Annotated in this window: 1 protein-coding gene (running past one end of the window); it reads right to left on the reverse strand. The window is 68.6% G+C overall.

All coding sequences use genetic code 11. From position 1 onward, the window contains the following. A protein-coding gene (locus tag OG206_RS07040; RefSeq protein WP_327113369.1) for a hypothetical protein crosses the window boundary here: on the reverse strand, nucleotides 1-17616 show its end. Its footprint extends 24693 nt past the window's final position; 17616 of the gene's 42309 nt are visible here — the last part of the coding sequence; the start codon falls outside the window, past its right edge; the stop codon is at nucleotides 1-3.

A 17616-nucleotide genomic window follows, 5' to 3' on the forward strand; every position in this document is an offset into this window, starting at 1 on the left:
TCATGGGGTCCGGCCCCCGTCCGGTACCGACCGTGCCCGGCCGCCCCTGGTGTCGGGCGAAGGCCGCGTAGTCGGCCGATCATTGCCGGTGAGCACCGAGAACACCGTCTGAACGAGGCTGACGGGACCGTCATCCTCCTGCTCCGGCTGCCGGTGGGTGCCGGTGTTCTCCCTGGCCGCGGGACCTCCCGTCCTGGTGACCGTCTGGTCCTGGATTGCTGGTGTCTCCGTCTCGGCCGGTGTCTCCGTCTCGGCCGGTGTCTCCGTGGGCTGCGGTGGTACAGGGGCCACACCGCCGGGTCCGTCCGAGGACGCGCCGGACTCCGTTGACCGGTTGGCGTTGGCAGGCGCCGGATCCGCAGGGGGCGGCTGCTCGCCCGTGCCGGGCGTGGGCTCGACTGACGACCGCGCTTTCGCTTCGCCGCTCACAGTCTGCCTCGCGGGTTCGGGAGTCTGCCGGCGCTCACCACCTCCGTGGCTGTCCGGGGTCTTCGGGGCCTGCGGGGCCTGTGGGGCCTGTGGGGCCTGTGGGGCAGGAGCGGTAGGAGGGGTAGGAGGGGCTGGAGGCATCGCGACCTCCAAAACCTCCGGCGCCTGCTGGACCCCGAGGGCCTCCGGGGTCACTGGGGCCGCCTGGGTCTCCGAGGTGTCCGCGGCTCGCGTCCCGGACGGTCTCGGGCGCACCAGCAGGAATTCGCTGCCACGCCGGTACAGGACCATCGTCCTGGTGTCCGTCGCACCGGCCCTGGCGTGGGTGACGGCACTGCCGTCCTCGGAGACGACGGTGAGACGGACTTCGTCTCCGGTCGTGACCGCTTCGACGGCGAGCTGGGTGGCGGCGTCGTCCCAGTGCCGGCCGGCTGTGAGTTGGGTGCGCATCAGCGCCTGAAGCTGCGAGGTGGTCAGGCGTACGTCGTCGGGCAGTCTGCCGCCGGCGTCGTTGAACTGTTCCAGTTGCGCGGGGCTGAGGCGTAGCCGCGCTGCGCTCAGCTCCTCGTGCGTGAAACGTCCGGAGCGGTCGAGCTCGGCGGACGGCGGTAGCGACAACCTCTCCACCAGCTTGCGGACCGGGTCCCGCAGGGCCGAGCCGGCGGCATCCTGGATGCCGGCCTCGCTCCGCCACTGGGCGCGGGCCGACCAGAAGCCGTTGCCGTCGTCGCGTGACGGGATCAGATCGTGCACAGAGCCGTCGGGCGCCGTGAGGGTCGGCCTTCCGGCGACCGTGCCGTGGCGCCACCGGTCCGGCGCGGCCTCGGATCCCCACGGCGGTGTCTTGTGCGCGGGGCGCTTCGGCTGGTTCGACGCGGTGTCGTTCCGGGCGTCCAGTACGTCCGTGGCGCTCCCGGATGCGGGAACCTGCGTCCCCGCGTCGAACAGCATCGGCTGCAGTGCGGACTTGTCCTCGGGAAGCGCGACCCGGTAGTGCCGGTTCTTCAGACGCAGTACGACGTGCGGGAGAGCGGCGTCGTCCGGGCCCGTCCTCTGCGGCGCCGGGTCCTGCCCACGGGCGTCGTCGTCACCGCCCTCCGCGGGCGGTGTGAACTGCTGGAATCCGCCGTCGTCACGCACCACCGTGACCCGCACTCCGAACACGCGGGCCGCGAGCAGTGGCAGGACGTCGGCGGCGCCGTGGTCCCACCCCGCGCCGCCGTCGGCGTCTCCGCCGCGTAGCAGCTGCTGCTGGGCGAGGCGGACGCGATCGCCGTCGGGCAGGTCGGCGTGCAGGGGGATGTGACCGGTGTCGTCGAACTCCCTGCGCTCAGCCGCCCGGTCGAAGGTGACATCCGCCGCAGCCAGTTCTGCCCGGGTGAACTTGTCCGTGTTGTCGGGGACCGTGACGGCGAGCAGGTCGGCGTCCTGTCCGAGCCGTTCGGCGAATCTCTCGCGCAGCCCGGTGACGAACTGCTGCCGGTCCTCCGCCGAGGGAAGCCCGTGGTCGTCGAACAGTTGGGGAGCTGCCTGATGCAGACCTTCCGCGAGCGCCACGTAGAAGCCGTTCCCGTCGGACGGCACGTCGTGCACCGTGTACTTCTCCCCGGAAGGTGAGGTGAGAACGGGTTCACCCCCGTCCTGGCCCGGTGTCTCCGAGTATCGCTCCGGCTTGTTCGCGGGGGCGGCCGGAGCCTTCTTGAAGTCGGCGGACGGCGGCTTGGGAACCGTGCGGCGCTGCTCTTCGGAGAGCCGGTGCCAGCGGGTGAACCGGTCTGCCTCAGCGCGTACGCGGTGGTACTCGGCGGCGGCTGCCTCCGCCTTGTCGAGGTCGGCCCGCAGGGTCCCGACCGCTTCGGACTCGGCCTTCTCGCGCTCGGACTCCGCCTCCGCCGCCCGCTGCCGGGCAACCGTTGCCATATCGGAGCCGGCCGTCGTCGCGTCGGAGCCGGCCGTCGTCGCATCGGTGCCGGTCGTCTCGGGACGGTTCGCACCATCGCCGTCCCCGGTACGGGTCCGGTCCGCTTCCAGCGCGTCGCGGAGGTGCTGCTCGGCGGTGGTCGAAGCCTGCCGCAGGGCGTCCTGCTTCTCCGCCGCGTCCCGACGGTGCCCCCAGTACTTCTTGTCCGCGCTCACCCAGGCGTCGGCCGCTGCAGAGACGTTCTTCCAGGCGGCCGCGACTTCGGACGGGAAGTTGTCATCGGTGATGAGCCCCAGCTCCCGGGCGACGTCCTCCCGTACCCAGGCGATGACCTGTGCCTTCGTCTCCACGGCCTGGGGGCCGGGCTTGATGTGACCGAACGGCCCCAGGCTCCTGCCCAGCCAGGAACCGACCGGGCTGTCCTTGAAGTGCCGGTCCACGTCCGCGACGCTGAGCCAGCTCGTCGGGATGGCGAACAGGAAGGTTCGCCCGGTCTTGGGCTTGACGTTGAGCTGCGCGGCCTCGGCGACGGCCAGTTTGCGCCCCTCGGCTTCTCCGGTGTTGCTGCCCGTACCGGAGGCCTGCGGGTAGGAGCTGCCGGCCGCTTCGGCGTTCACGACGGGCTGCGTACCGGCGGCGATGTTGTGGAGGCCGGTCCGGACTTCGGCCACGTCTCGGCTGTGGGTGATGCGGTCGGCCGTCTCCATGGTGCTCTCCGGGGAGATCGCCAGCAGCTGTGCGCCGGTGAAGTCCGGTCGGGAGTACAGCCGGTAGTCGCCGTCGGAACCCGACGCGAAGGTCTGCTCGTGCAGCCCGGCCACCTGGTAGCCGTCGGCCGTCGTGGTGTCGTCGTAGAAGGCGGACAGCGACGCCTGTGTGGTGCCGGTGTACACCGCGAGGGCCGCGGCCGAGGTGGGCTCGGTCAGGCCGGTTCGCCTGGCCTTGGCCACCGCGTCGTCCAGGGCCTTCCCGGACAGCTCGACCCGGTCGGCGGTGCTCACGACGGTGGTGCCGTACGCCTTGGCTATCGCCAGGTCCCCGGCCGCGCGCAGGGTTTCCTGGCCGACGACCCGGCGGACGAGGAAACCGTGCTTGGGCAGTTCGAAGGGCCGCACGGTGCCGTCCGGGTGCGGCACGGCACGCCACCGGTCGATGAGTTGGCGCATCCTGCCCGCACCGCGCTGGGCCCAGATCGTGGCCTGGTAGGGGGGCGGGGTCAGTACGGGCGTGGCGAGCGGGTCTGCCGCGGAGACGGGGTCGCCCGTCTCGGGGACCGTCAGGCTCAGCGGCAGGTGTTCGCGGAGCCGGCCGACATCGCCCCTGGCCTCGATCTTCCTGCCGTCGAGCTCGAGTACGAGTCGCAGCTCGTATCCCGTGAGGTATTCGGCGTGCGGTTCGTTCGGATAGAAGATGTGCGTCTTGTAGAGCGCCGTCGAACCGGCGGCGGTGGTGGACCGGATACTCGTGCCCAGCTCGTTGTACGTGGGCCCGGCAGCGCCGACCCTGTCGTTGCCGGTCTGGATCCGTTCGCTGACCCCGACACCGAGCGCACGGCTGGCGGCAGTGGACACGCCTGCTTCCACGGTCTCGGTGGAAACCCGGTTGTCCCACAGCGTGACGCTGTGGTCAATACCCTGGAAGTCCGGTTCCCGCGCGACCAGCTCCATGCGCAGAGGTACGGTTCGGCTGCCTACGAGGACGTGGCGGTATCCCCAGCGGCCCACCCGGGCGCGGGTCCGTACTCCACCCGAGGTGCGCTCCGCCGCGTCGGGCCCGGTGGTCATCTCGCCGCGCAGGGCCCGGAGGGCGTGCGGTGTGACCATGGAGAGGATGCGCTCACGGCTCGTGTCGTCGAGGTCCAGTTCCCGCAGCTTACGGTCGAACTCCGCCACGACCTCCGTGGTGTCGAGTGAGTTCACGGGATGGGAGCCGAAGGGGTTGTCCCGCAGCCAGGCAGGAAGGCTCCACCTCTTGGAGACGTAACCGGGCACGTCACCGAACCCGTCCGTGATGAGGCCCAGCCGGTGCGCGGCCTTCTCCGGGAGGTGGCCGAGCCAGTCGGCGAAGAAGGTGAGCTGTCTTCCGGCCCTGCTGTCGCGGAACCAGGTGGTGAGCCTGTGCGGCCCGGCGAGCAGGCCGTCGGGCCGCACGGAGCCCGCGACGTCGTGCTGCGTGTCACCGACCACCAGCACCTTGTGCCCCTCGTCGACCCGGACCATCTCCGAGGTCACCACGCGGGTCACCGTGCTCGACTCGGTGCGGGAGCGGCCCCACCGGTTGAACAGTGCGTAGACACCGTTGAACGCGGTGCTCTCGTCATGGGTGCGCAGGAAGTAGGTGGTGACGCCGGTGAAGAAGGACTGGGTGGTGCTCATCGCACCGGAGGACTGCAGCTCCGCGCCGATCGTCTGCTCCGTCTCGAACTTCACCGGCTTGGAGACGGCCCTGGGGTTGAGAATCCGCATGCGGTGCACCAGGGTGCCGATCTGGTGGAGGTAGGGGCCCTTGCCGAAGAGTCCCGTGATCCGTTCGCCGTACGGACCGGTCGCCTGGTCGGAGTTGCCCGACCACTGCGGCAGGGCGATCCGTGCGGCGGCGCCGTGCGCGGGCGCCCCGATCTGCGTGTAGTGCCAGGAGCCGCCGGAAGCCTCCCTCATCACATCCGTGATCCCCGTGGCCAGTTCCCGGTGCGCGCCGGCACTGACCGTCTCAAACACCTGGTCGCCGAACGGATGGCCCGGGCGGTCCTCGGACAACCCGCTCAGGTCACCGGTTGTCAGGGACTTGACCGTCGCCGGGTGCAGCACCTCGATCTTCGGCTCGGAAACCGGGGCGGCTCTCACGTGCGCGTCGGGCCCGGGGGTGTGCTCGTCGGGGACGGCGAGCACCACCCGGCCCGTGACCGGCTCGTCGACGAGATGGACTTCCTTCTCCGGTATGACGAAGGGCTGCGTGCCGAGCACGCCGAGCGATCCGATGCCCCGCCACAGGCTGCGGAAGCGCCAGTAGCCGCCGGTCCTCGCGGTCAGCTCCAGCCGGTAGCTGTGCAGGTGGGACGGTTTGCCGCTGATGGCCATCTGCTCGAACGACACGGTGGGGCCGTAGGAGATCTTGCGGCCCGTCTGCCGTACCCAGCGGGGGCCGACCTGCACGGACCCGATGTTGCTGGGCGTGCCCATCACTCCTCTTTCGGCGCCCCTGAGCTGCAAGGCGGCGTCGAAGCCGCGCTCCAGCGCCTGGTCGAAGCTCTTCTGACTGTCCAGCCGCTCGGTGCCGGTGATGCTGCCTCGCAGGATCAGGTCGTTCTGGGTTCCTTCGTACCGACGATCCGTCATCCTGCCGTCGACCCATATGTAACGGTAGGAGCGCGTGAAGCGGCCGGGAACGGTCAGGCCGATCCGCACCCCGGTCGTGATGATGGCCTCGAGATTCCCGGCGACGCTGTGGTGGGCGAGGGTGTTGACGACGGTCAGGGTGTTGTGGAGAACCATGCGGTACTGGTTCCGGTTGTTGCGCCAGCGGGGGTCGTCGGGGTCGAGTTCGGCCAACGGTGCGATCATGTCCGGGTATTCACGGGCTGCCGCCCGGATGACCTGGTCGGTGAAGGACTCCAGGAACGTCAGCTCGGGGGCGTTGTCACCGTTGCCGGGGGCGACTCTGTCGCCGTTCTCGTACGTGAACGTCTCGGGCCGGCTCATGCCCAGCAGGGCGGGGTTCTGCTCGGGGAGGTAGACGGGGGCGAGGGGCTCATCGCCTTGGCCGGTGCCGTTCCGCTTGCGCAGGGTGGTGCCGTCGTCCCAGCCGGCGAGGCGACGCGCCTCGGTGCGCGTCATCCGGTCCAGGCTCCAGGTGGTGAATTTCGTGGGCTCCTTGTCACCGGTCATGCGCACGTGGACCGTCTTCTGTACCAGGTAGAGGTCCGTGGGAACCTTCTTGGACCTGCCGACGAGCTTCCGGCTTCCTGAGCCGCCGAAGACAAGACCGCTCGTCGTGTTCCGCGCGTAGCGCATGGCGGCGGCGATTCTGATCCGGACGGAGCCGAGGAGACCGCCACCGTCCGGGCTCACGTCGAAGCTCGCGCCCAGCGATGCGTTTACCTGCTGCCCTCTGGCCCTGGTCAGGGTTCGTTCGTTCTTGACGGTCTGCTGGACGGTGCTGCGCATCTCGCTGGCGCTGGTGCTGGTGAGCAGGTGTGCCTCGCCCGGCACGACACGTTCGACGACGAAGGCGCCCTTCGCCTTGGCGGAGGTGCCCTCACCCAGCAGCGGGTTGCCCGTGACCGGCCCGCGCGCCAGTCGTTCCGCCTTGCGCGTGAAGCTGTCGGAGGTGAAGAACCCGGCGATCTCGTTGTGTGCCTGGGTGCCGGGCGCCGGGCGGCCGGCCCTTTCCAGGGCCCACTGGCGGATCTCCTGGACCGGTCCGTACCCCTCGGTGTGCACCAGTCGGTAGTCACTCTGCGGGCCCAGTCGCATCTCGTCAGGCGTACGCGCGACCGCCGAGGGCAAGGTGTCGCTGTCCGCCAGCCGCAGGGCCAGCCCGTTGCGCACACCGAAGGTGGCGTGGTCGCGCAGGACCGCGCGCGGCAGGCCGGAGGAGCCATAGCCCGGCGCCTCGCCGCTCAGCCAGAACACGTATTGCACGTCGTCCACATGGACGTGGGAGTCGTCGAGCGCACGGGTCTCGACCTGACTGAGCGTCTGGTCCAGCATGCCGTAGTTGTACGACCGGGCGGAGCTCACCCCTCCGCCGACCGAGCCGAAGCCCACGACGCCGGCCGCTGGACCGATCTGGACGTTGGCACCGATCTGGAAGGTGCTGCTCACTGTCTTGGAGGCGCCGGTGGTGGACTGGCTGCGGTGGGCGACGTCCACCTTGACGGGCGTGCCGTGGGTGTCGGTGAACCGCTCCCAGCGGCCGTGGGGCACCGTTCTGACCCGCAACGTCACCGGACGGTGGCCGTCGAGGGTGAACGGCGGACTCTCGTACCCGTGGCCGTGGAAGAGCGATGGAGTGTCGCGCAGCGCGCCCCTCAGATGCGCCAGCAGGTCGCCGGACTCCGTCTTGGCGGACCCTGCCAGGCCGAACGTCGCGTCGATCTCCGTCACGACCTGGTCGATGCCACGCAGGGTGGCCGCGGCATGGCCGTAGGTGCGTCCGGGCGCGGTGCCGTCACCCGTCACGTACACGGGGAGCCGGCTGCCGTCGGCGAAGCTCACAGGTGTGCCGGAAGCGGGCGGCACGAGCATCGAGCGGTCGACGCGGGGTGGGCGGTGCAGCTTCAGCTGCGACTCGATCGAGGCGATGGCGGCGTTCGGCCCTGGGTAGACGACTTCCTCGCTGCCGGGGAGAAGGAAGCGGACTCTCCTCTCGGCGGGCGGGTCCTGCCCCTTCTGGGCCTCCGCGGGTGACTGGGCAGAGGAGGGCCCGGTATCGTTCGTTTGAACGTCAGATGAAGTGCTGGTAACGTCTGCGACGAAGTGGAAGCCGGGAATTCCGTTCTCCGGCTCTGCCGACTCCAGTCCGACGCTGAGGGCGACAGCTCTCATTCCGCGGTCGAAGAAGGGCGTCTCCGACAGGCGGATGTCATGGATCGACTGCTCGACCAGGCTCGCGGTCGTACTGCCGATGATCTCGGACAGGTCCGGCGCCGCTTCCGCCCACTGCGGGTATGCGCTCGCCAGGAGCCGTTGCCAGTGGTGTGCTGACACCTCGTCGTCACGGCGCAGCTCGGTGACGAGAAGTGCTTTCAGCGCGTCGCGGTGATGGGCGTCGGTCAGTCTGACTCGCTCCTCCTCCGGCGCCTCGGCGAGGTCAGGGGTGTAGTGCGGCAGCAGGTCCCGCACGGATTCGGCGGGCAACCCGGCTACGGTGACGCGCAGTTGCGGGTCGGTGATGTGGCGCTGGAGCTCCTCCCTGTACATGTGATCGGTCAGGGCTTCGTCGACTGCGGTCTGCTGGTGGGGCAGGAGGCCGGGCAGCGGCACCCCGTCAAGGGTGTGTCTGAGAGTCGTGGTGTCGAGGTCGCCCACGATGACGTCCAGCGGATCCACCCGCATGGAGTCGTCCGTCCGCAGATCGGATGCGGCGAACCAGGCGGTTGCGTGTGCTCGTAAGTCTCGGACGGTCATGTCGGCCGGTACGGACGGGAGTCGGTGTTCCACAGCGTGCGCCAGCACTGAGGTGAAGAAGGATTCGCCGACGCCCTTGGGGAGCACCTCGTCGACGCCCTCCGCCTGAACAGGTCTCCCTCCCCCGGTAACCGGAGGCACGTCGCCGAGCGAGTCGTCGACGGTGGTGGGTTCGCTGAGCGGCAACGCGGCGTTCGGCACGAGAGGTTGAGGGGAAGGCCCCTCGATGGTCGGTGTCTCGCCGGTCGGGGACGACGGCGGCACCGAGGAGTCAGGCCCGGTGAACTGAATCGGTGGTACGACGGGGACGTCGGTGCCGGTGGATTCGGCTGACAGCGCGGCGGCCGCCGACGAGTACGAGTGGCTCGGAAGCGCCCCCCGCGCGCGGACCAGCCGATCCTGGGCGTGCTTCACCCTGTCGCCCGCCTGCTTGGATTCCAGGGTGCGGCCGCGGCTGAGGAGCTCGGCACGGAACTCGAGCGCAGCAGTGAGTGCCCCCTGCGCCTCGCCGTACTCCTGCCGGACCAGAGCCTCGGGGCGCGCCTGCTCTCCCTCCGCCAGCTGACCGACAGTCGCCTGCTCGGCCTCGAGCAGCCGCTGTTCGGCCTCGGTCACCCGATGCAGACGGAGGGCGCGGATGCCGCTGGGTTCGCCAGGCGCGAAGTCGGCGAGGCCGCGGGCGGCGGAGAGTTCCGCCAGCGCCGCTCCGTAGTTCTCCCAGGCCCGCGCTTCCCCTTCGCTCAGCTCGCCCTGCGCCACGGGCGGTTGCTTCGATTCGGGTTCGGCGGACTTGCCCTCGCTCTGTGCTGTTGCGGACTCTTCGGCGACACCGGACTCGTCGACCGGCTCCTCATCGGGTACGGCCGCGCCCGGGCCGTCACCGGACAGCGAGTCGGCCACGCGCCCGTCGTCGGCGGGCTCGGTGTCCGGCGACTCGCCGGCGGCATCGGGGAGGGGCATCTTCTTGCGGTGGTGTCCGGTGAGAGCGGCGAAGGCCAGGTCCCCCGGTCCGGCGACCACTGCGTCCGCGTCCCCCGGGCCGATCAGGCTCGTGGGGGTATGCAGGGTGATCGTCGCACGTCGGAGCAGCACGGACCGGTCCAGTCCGCTGGCCAGATCCGCATCCGGCAGATCCTCACCACGGGCGACCACGACCACGACCACGGCGTCCGGACTCAGTCCCGCCTCGCCGAGTTGACGTGTCAGGCCGACGCGCAGCACGTCCGCGACCTCTTGAGCACGTTTCTGATCGACGGCGACGCCATCGGCGTCCTCGATCCCTCCCTCGGCGTAGCCGGTGACCGTGACCACCGGCCTCAGCTCCCGGTCGGCTCCGGCCCGCCGTGCGTCCTGGACGGCCCGGCCGGCCACGGTGTCGACCGTGCCCAGCTGATCGGACGGTACGTCCGTACTGCCCTGGCCGAACCACACGCCGGGCGCCAGACCCGCCGCCGCCTCCTGTTCCCTCACCCAGTCCGGCGACGGGGGCGGCGTCGGAGCGTTGGCCTCGGGATTCTCCGCCGGGTGCGGAGGTCGGTAGAGGTCGTCCAGTGCGGCGCCGTCGACTGCTTCCGCGGCGGGGGCGGTGTCTTCAACGGTAGGACCGGTGGTGGCGGACACGTCCGCGGACGGGACCGAATCGGGGGTGGATGTCTCCCCACTGCCTGTGGTCAGGGCGCGGAAGCCCTGCCAGAGGTTGTCCTCGGCTGTTACGGCCGCTCGCGGGTTGTAACGGCCGGTCTGCTCCGGATCGGCCCCGTAGACCCGTGCCAGCAGCGGCCACAGGTCCGGCTCGTTCTCCCGCACCCACACCGCGCCGTTGTTCCGTGGCCGACCGGTCAGTGGATCGTTGCCGTGGTTGGCGCCGAGCAGTGCGGTCGTGGTCTGCGCGAAGTACTCCTCGGCGTCCTGTGACGCGTAGTTCCCCGTCTCCCGGCCTTCCGCGTCCGTCACAGGCCCGTCGGCCCATGCGGCGTCCGGCCCGAGCCCCGTCTTCCGGCCGAACGATGTGCGCACCGTCGCCCGGTCCTCCGGGGTGAGGCCGAAGTGGAAGACGAGGTGGGCCAGTTCGTGGACCGCCGACGAATAGCCGTCCGCCTGGACGGGCTGCCGCGATTCCACCGCAGCCGACTCCCCCAGCAGATTCTCCTCGGCGACCAGGACGAGCTTCTCGGTGGGAAGGGTCAGCCCGCGTGCGTCATGGACCGGACGGCCGGCGACCGCTCGGGACAGCTCGCCCCCATCGCGTCCCGCCGCTTCCGCGAGCGGTACGTCCTGAGGAACGACACGCACCCGTACGCCACTGCCGGCGACCCTTGCGCGGACACCGTCGTCCACCAGCATGCGCCGCAGCAGATCGGTCAGCTGCAACCGTGCAGCCACCGGGCGCGTCACGCCCGCCGGGACCTCGATGACGGAATCGGCGACCCGCACCGGCTCCGTGTCCGGCAGCGCGGTGTACCAGTCCACCCCGAGGGCGACCCCGTCCAGATCCAGCTCCCCTGCCCGCGGCCCCGGAGCCGGCGCCGGAAGGGCCGGACTCTCCTCGACGTCCTCGATCGTGCCGCGTTCGATGGCGTCGACAATCCGCAGAGCGTCACGGACCGCACGACGGGCGCCCTCGTATTGGTCGTGCTGTTGGCCCGGCAAGCCGACCGTGGGCCCGCCGAGCGCTGAACCGAGCTGCTCCAGATGGCCGCGGAGCGAAGGATCCAGTTCGCCGGTGCTGAAATATTTCACCGCCTCGTCGGCGATCAGTTGTCTGTACTGAAGTGGCAGAGCGTGCCATTGGTGGTCCCGATCCTTCTGAATCGGTGCGAGGTCCTGCACGGTCTCGAAGACCCGCGTCAGGGTTTTGACGAGGCGGCCGTCAAGCAACTCGCGGTAGCCGGGAAGCAACTGTGCGGTCGATTCCCCGTTAAGGTGCGTCGCCCAGTCGTAGGAGCCCCGAACCGTATCGGCGATCTCCTCGAATCCCGAGTCGATCTCGTCGGCGGACTTCATGGCCAAGCTGCCCACATCGCCGAAGTACCTCATCTCCAGGAGGATCAGGGGAAGGTCGAGTTGCCCTTCGTTCGTGTCAAGTTGTTGATATAGCTCGTCATTCATTCCGACAGCGACTTCTTGGCTGACTTGCGTCCTAATCTTCTTCCCCAACAGCCCGGTGATCAAGTACTCCCTGACTGTGAAGCCGTCGAAAAGTTTCGTAGCAAGGACGTTCTGCCCATCGGCGGGTGTCCCGGGAGTATAATTTTTGCGATAAACTTCGACGAGGTATTCCATGCGCTCGGCGAAAAGAATGCTGATCCATCGCGCACGCGTCTCGAGGAATTCTTTCGTGTCGCCGGAAAGTGCCTCATGTACTTCAGCGAACGGATTGCGCAATGCGACGGGAAGCATGTTTTTTGTCAGGGTTCCCTTAAAGAAACGACTTTGCACCGGCCGTGCGGCCACGTGGTTGAACAGCAGCCACGTGTAGCCACGAATTTCCTCCACGCCCGGCAGTCCGGCGAGGAACGGCAATTGGTGCTGCGATGCATCGATCCCCAGCACCTCACGCACGTATGTGAGAGCGACGACATCCCCGACGAGTCGACCCGTGCTCACCAGGTCCCGCAGCCACGGTAGGGCCAGACGCTCCTCACCCAGTGCGAGGGTGTCCGTCAGTACGGTCAGCGGAGCGCCGAATGTGTACTGCGTATAGGCCCGGTGTCCCAGACCGTGTGGAGACGGTTGTATCTGGCTCTGACGTCCGTCGGGCGTGAGGGTCCAGCCGTCCGCCGGTGTCAGGATCTGCCCGAGGGGCAACGACTCGGCTTGGCGGGTGGTGGCGTCCAGTGCGTGCTGCGTCTTCCGCAGCAGTGCCATCCCCTCGCTTGCCGTCAGCGTCCTGCCGTCTCCACGCGGAAGGACGGTCAGCGGGGGAAGGACGATTTCGGTGATCGCGTGCAGTTCGCGCTTGGACCCGGGAGGCAGCGACTGGCCCTGGCGAGGTTTTTCGTACGGATGCAGCGTGCCATCGGCGGTACGAAGGAAATAGGACTTGTCGGCCACGATCTTGGCGCGCCGGTCACCGTCGCCCCATTTGTGTTCGGCGAGGATTCTGCCCGACGGGAGTTTCACCCCCGGCGGCATCTGGATCGGATGCAGACTCTCCTTCTCGACCGACCCGGCGCCGTACTGATGGTTGATCGCGGGAAGCACCAAGGCGTGCTGTCCCGAGGTCGATTCCTGGAAGCGCGGCAGTGTGTCGGTGGCGACGCGGCCGGTCTTGTCGATGATCACGGCGCGCGCTTCGATCGGTGCGATGTCGACGGGCGCGGTGGTGACACTGTCGGGCCGAGTGAGGTCGATCGTGACAATCCGGCCGGGGCCGGCGTCGCCGCTGTCGGAGGGCAGATGGTGCAGGGCCCACGCATGGCCCATGCCCGAGAGGCGCCGGGCCACGATCAACGCCGTACTGCCGACGCCGGTGTCCCTCAGCGCGTCCTGAACCGTCTGCCACGCGCCGACCGGAGTCCAGTCCCGGCCCGGTACGGACCCGTCAAGCGCGCTGTCGTCCCGGGAGCCGAATGTGATGCCATCGGGGAACAGGGTGTCGCGCAGGGAGTACACCAAGGTCAGGCACTTCTGTACTGACATCTCGTGCGGGGATTCCGACACCGGTCCTGAAGCGTCGTCGTCCGCGGTGACGTCGATCTCCTGCAGGCGGTGCGCCTCCACGGCATCCGCGACGATCTCTCGCAGGGCGCTCTCGTCACGCGGCAAGCGCACACCGCGGTCCCCCCAGGCCCGTGTCTTCGCCGCCGCGAGACCTGGCGTGTCGCGATGCAGGCGCGACGTCTCCTCGACGCGCGGGTGCGCGTCAGGATCTGCGCTTCCCGTGTCCTGCCTGGCCCTTGCTGTCGCGTCGCCCATCGCGCCCTGTTCCGCGGGCGGTTGCTGTGATTCGGAGTCCCGTGAAGGGACCGACGGCTCACTCTCAAGACCGACTGCCCGGCCCTTGTCCTTGTCCGGTCCGGTGGCGCCTGCGTCTACGGTGTCCGGCTTCGCCTTGACCGTCGCCGCCGACTTGACCTGCACGGGTCGGACTTCGGCACCGCCGAGGTGGTCACTCAACCGGCTTGCGACATTGTGCAGCCATTCGGCCGACTGTGCCGGGTCGAGTCCGGGACGTACCTTGGCGCTCATGTAGCGGCCCGACTTGTCGTTGACGATCCAGAAGTCGCCATCGGGGCTCTTACGGAACTCACCGGAGATCCGGGCTCCTCCGGCGAGGGTGTCTCCGTGCTCGTCGTCGAACCGCACCGCGATACCGACGTGCCCCTGGCCGTCGAGAATGGACTTCAGTTTCTGCTCGGGAGTCACTGCGGGGTCCGCGTCGTGAAGGGATTCCGGGTCACGCAGGAGGATGCCGGCGAGTAGAGACTCGAACTCGTCAGGCCGCATGGTGCTTGTGACGGTCTCGCTGCCCAGGGTGATCTCGCCGTCTTCTCCCACCGCGTACAGCCATACGGCGTCTGGGTTCGCGGACAGCAGTGACGGCGGCATGTCGTCCAACGCGAATCGCAGCGGGTTGGGCCGTACCGCGGTGGCGCTCCCCGGGTAGCGCTCCTCGTCCTTGACCCGCTTCGGCGTCACCACGGGACCGTAGAGGGCGTCCAGTGCGGCGCCGTCGACTCCTTCCGCGGCGGGGGCGGGGGTGGATGTCTCCCCACTCCCTGTGGTCAGGGCGCGGAAGCCCTGCCAGAGGTTGTCCTCGGCTGTCACGGCCGCTCGCGGGTTGTAACGGCCGGTCTGCTCCGGATCGGCCCCGTAGACCCGTGCCAGCAGCGGCCACAGGTCCGGCTCGTTCTCCCGCACCCACACCGCGCCGTTGTTCCGTGCCTGACCGGTCAGTGGATCGTTGCCGTGGTTGGCGCCGAGCAGTGCGGTCGTGGTCTGCGCGAAGTACTCCTCGGCGTCCTGTGACGCGTAGTTCCCCGTCTCCCGGCCGACCGCGTCCGTCACAGGCCCGTCGGCCCATGCGGCGTCCGGCCCGAGCTCCGTCTTCCGGCCGAACGATGTGCGCACCGTCGCCCGGTCCTCCGGGGTGAGACCGAAGTGGAAGACGAGGTGGGCCAGTTCGTGGACCGCCGACGAATAGCCGTCCGCCTGGACGGGCTGCCCCGGTTCCACCGCAGCCGACTCCCCCAGCAGATTCTCCTCGGCGACCAGGACGAGCTTCTCGGTGGGAAGGGTCAGCCCGCGTGCGTCATGGACCGGACGGCCGGCGACCGCTCGGGACAGCGTGTTGTCCGCGTGTCCCGCCGCTTCCGAAAGCGGTACGTCCTGAGGAACGACACGCACCCGTACGCCACTGCCGGCGACCCTTGCGCGGACACCGTCGTCCACCAGCATGCGCCGCAGCAGATCGGTCAGCTGCAACCGTGCAGCCACCGGGCGCGTCACGCCCGCCGGGACCTCGATGACGGAATCGGCGACCCGCACCGGCTCCGTGTCCGGCAGCGCGGTGTACCAGTCCACCCCGAGGGCGACCCCGTCCAGATCCAGCTCCCCTGCCCGCGGCCCCGGAGCCGGCGCCGGAAGGGCCGGCACCCTCGGGGGCCGACTCGACGCGGGGCCGGGCGCCGTGCGGGAGTATACGACCTGTTCATCTTCGTCCACCGGGCCGCGCTCGATGACGTCAACCATGCGCAAGGCGTCGCGGACCGCGCGACGGGCGCCCTCGTATTGGTCGTGCTGTTGGCCCGGCAAGCCGACCGTGGGCCCACCGAGCGCTGAACCGAGCTGCTCCAGCCGGCTGCGGAACGAAGGACGCAGTCTGCCCGTGCCGAGATATTCCACCGCATCGTAGGCGAGCCGCTGTTTGACCAGAAGTGGCAGCGCGCGCCCCTGGCGGTACCGATCCGTCGGGACCGGCGCGAGGTCCCTCACGGTCTCGAAGACCCGCGTCAGGGCTTTGACGAGTGGCATGTCAAGCAACCTGCCGTACCCGGCGAGCAGTTGGGTGGCCGATTTCCGGTGAAGGCGCGTCGCCCGACCGTAAGAATCCCGCACCGTGTCGGCGATCTCCTGGAATCCCGACTCGATCTCGTCGTCGGTCTTCAGGGCAAGGCTGCCCGAATCGCCGAAGTACCTCATCTCCAGGAGGAGCAGGGGCAGGTCGAGTTGCCCTTCGTTCGTGTCCAGTTGCCCAAAGTCGTCCATGCCGGCAGCGGAAGTCTGGCTTACTTGTTTCCCATATTTTTTCCCCAGAAGGCCGGTGAGCAAGTGGTCCTTGACCGTGAATCGAGTATCAGGCAACGCAGCATCAAGAACGTCCTGCATATCATCAGGAATTCCCGGGGTAAGTTTTTTGCGATAAACGGCAGCGACGTATTTAATGTTATTGGCGAAAAGAAGACCGATCCATCGCGCCTGCTTCTCGAGGAATTCCTTAGCGTCGCTGGAAAGCGCCTCATGCGCCACAGCGAACGAATGGCGCAATGCCACAGGAAGCATGTTTTTTGCCAGGGATTCCTTAAAGAAGCGCGTTCGCAGCGGCCATGCGGCCACGTGGTTGAACAGTAGCCACGTGTAGCCACGGATTTCCTCCACGCCCGGCAGTCCGGCGAGGAACGGCAATTGGTGCTGCGATGCATCGATCCCCAGCACCTCGCGCACGTATTGAACGGTGACGGCATTCCCGACCAGTCGACCGGTGCTTACCAGGGCCCGCAGATGCCCTAGAGCCAGACGCTCCTCACTCAATCCGAGGGTCTCCGTCAGCAGAGTCAGAGGAACGCCGAACGTGTACTGCGTATATGCCCGGTGTCCTACACCGTGCGGAGACGGGTACACCCGGCTCCCGTGTCCGCGGGACGTGACTTTCCACCCCTCCTCCGGTGTCAGGATCTTCTCGAGAGGAAACGACCTGCCTGTGAGGGTGGTGGTATCCAGTGCGTGCTGCGTCTTTCGCAGCAGTGCCAATCCCTCGCTTGCCGTCAGCTTCCTGTCGTCTCCATGCGGGAGGACCATCAGCGGGGGTAGAACGATTTCAGTAATCGGGAGAACTTCTAGCTCGAACCCGTTAGGCAGCAATCCCTGATCGAATGGGTCGTAAGGGTGCACTGTGTTATCGGGGGCGCGGAGGAAAATCATCTTGTCGACATCGATCTTGGCGCCAGATGTGTGTACAGCGAGCATCCTCACCCCCGGGGGCGCTGCCAACGGATGCAGGCTCTCCTTCTCGACCGACCCGGCGCCGTACTGATGGTTCACGGCGGGAAGCACCAAGGCGTGCTGTCCCGAGGTCGATTCCTGGAAGCGCGGCAGTGTGTCGGTGGCGACGCGGCCGGTCTTGTCGATGATCACGGCGCGCGCTTCGATCGGTGCGATGTCGACGGGCGCGGTGGTGACACTGTCGGGCCGAGTGAGGTCGATCGTGACAATCCGGCCGGGGCCGGCGTCGCCGCTGTCGGAGGGCAGATGGTGCAGGGCCCACGCATGGCCCATGCCCGAGAGGCGCCGGGCCACGATCAACGCCGTACTGCCGACGCCGGTGTCCCTCAGCGCGTCCTGAACCGTCTGCCACGCGCCGACCGGAGTCCAGTCCCGGCTCGGTGCGGGCCCGTCAAGCGCGCTGTCGTCCCGGGAGCCGAATGTGATGCCATCGGGGAACAGGGTGTCGCGCAGGGAGTACACCAAGGTCAGGCACTTCTGTACTGACATCTCGTGCGGGGATTCCGACACCGGTCCTGAAGCGTCGTCGTCCGCGGTGACGTCGATCTCCTGCAGGCGGTGCGCCTCCAGGGCATCCGCGACGATCTCTCGCAGGGCGCTCTCGTCACGCGGCAAGCGCACACCGCGGTCCCCCCAGGCCCGTGTCTTCGCTGCCGCGAGACCTGGCGTGTCGGGATGCAGGCGCGACGTCTCCTCGACGCGCGGGTGCGCGTCAGGATCTGCGCTTCCCGTGTCCTGGCGCGACGCTTCGGCGTGCTCATCGGCCGGGACATCAGCCCTCGCCTCCGGGTCGCCGGAAGGAGCCACGTCGTCCGTAGCGTCATCCGGCCAGTCCCCCTCCGTGTCGGTGAACGCGGAATCCGGCGCGTCGAACAGGATCATGGGCGCGTAGTCGGCGGGCCAGTCGTCGCTGAC

Source organism: Streptomyces sp. NBC_01341 (assembly GCF_035946055.1).
In the GTDB taxonomy this organism is placed as follows: Bacteria; Actinomycetota; Actinomycetes; order Streptomycetales; family Streptomycetaceae; genus Streptomyces.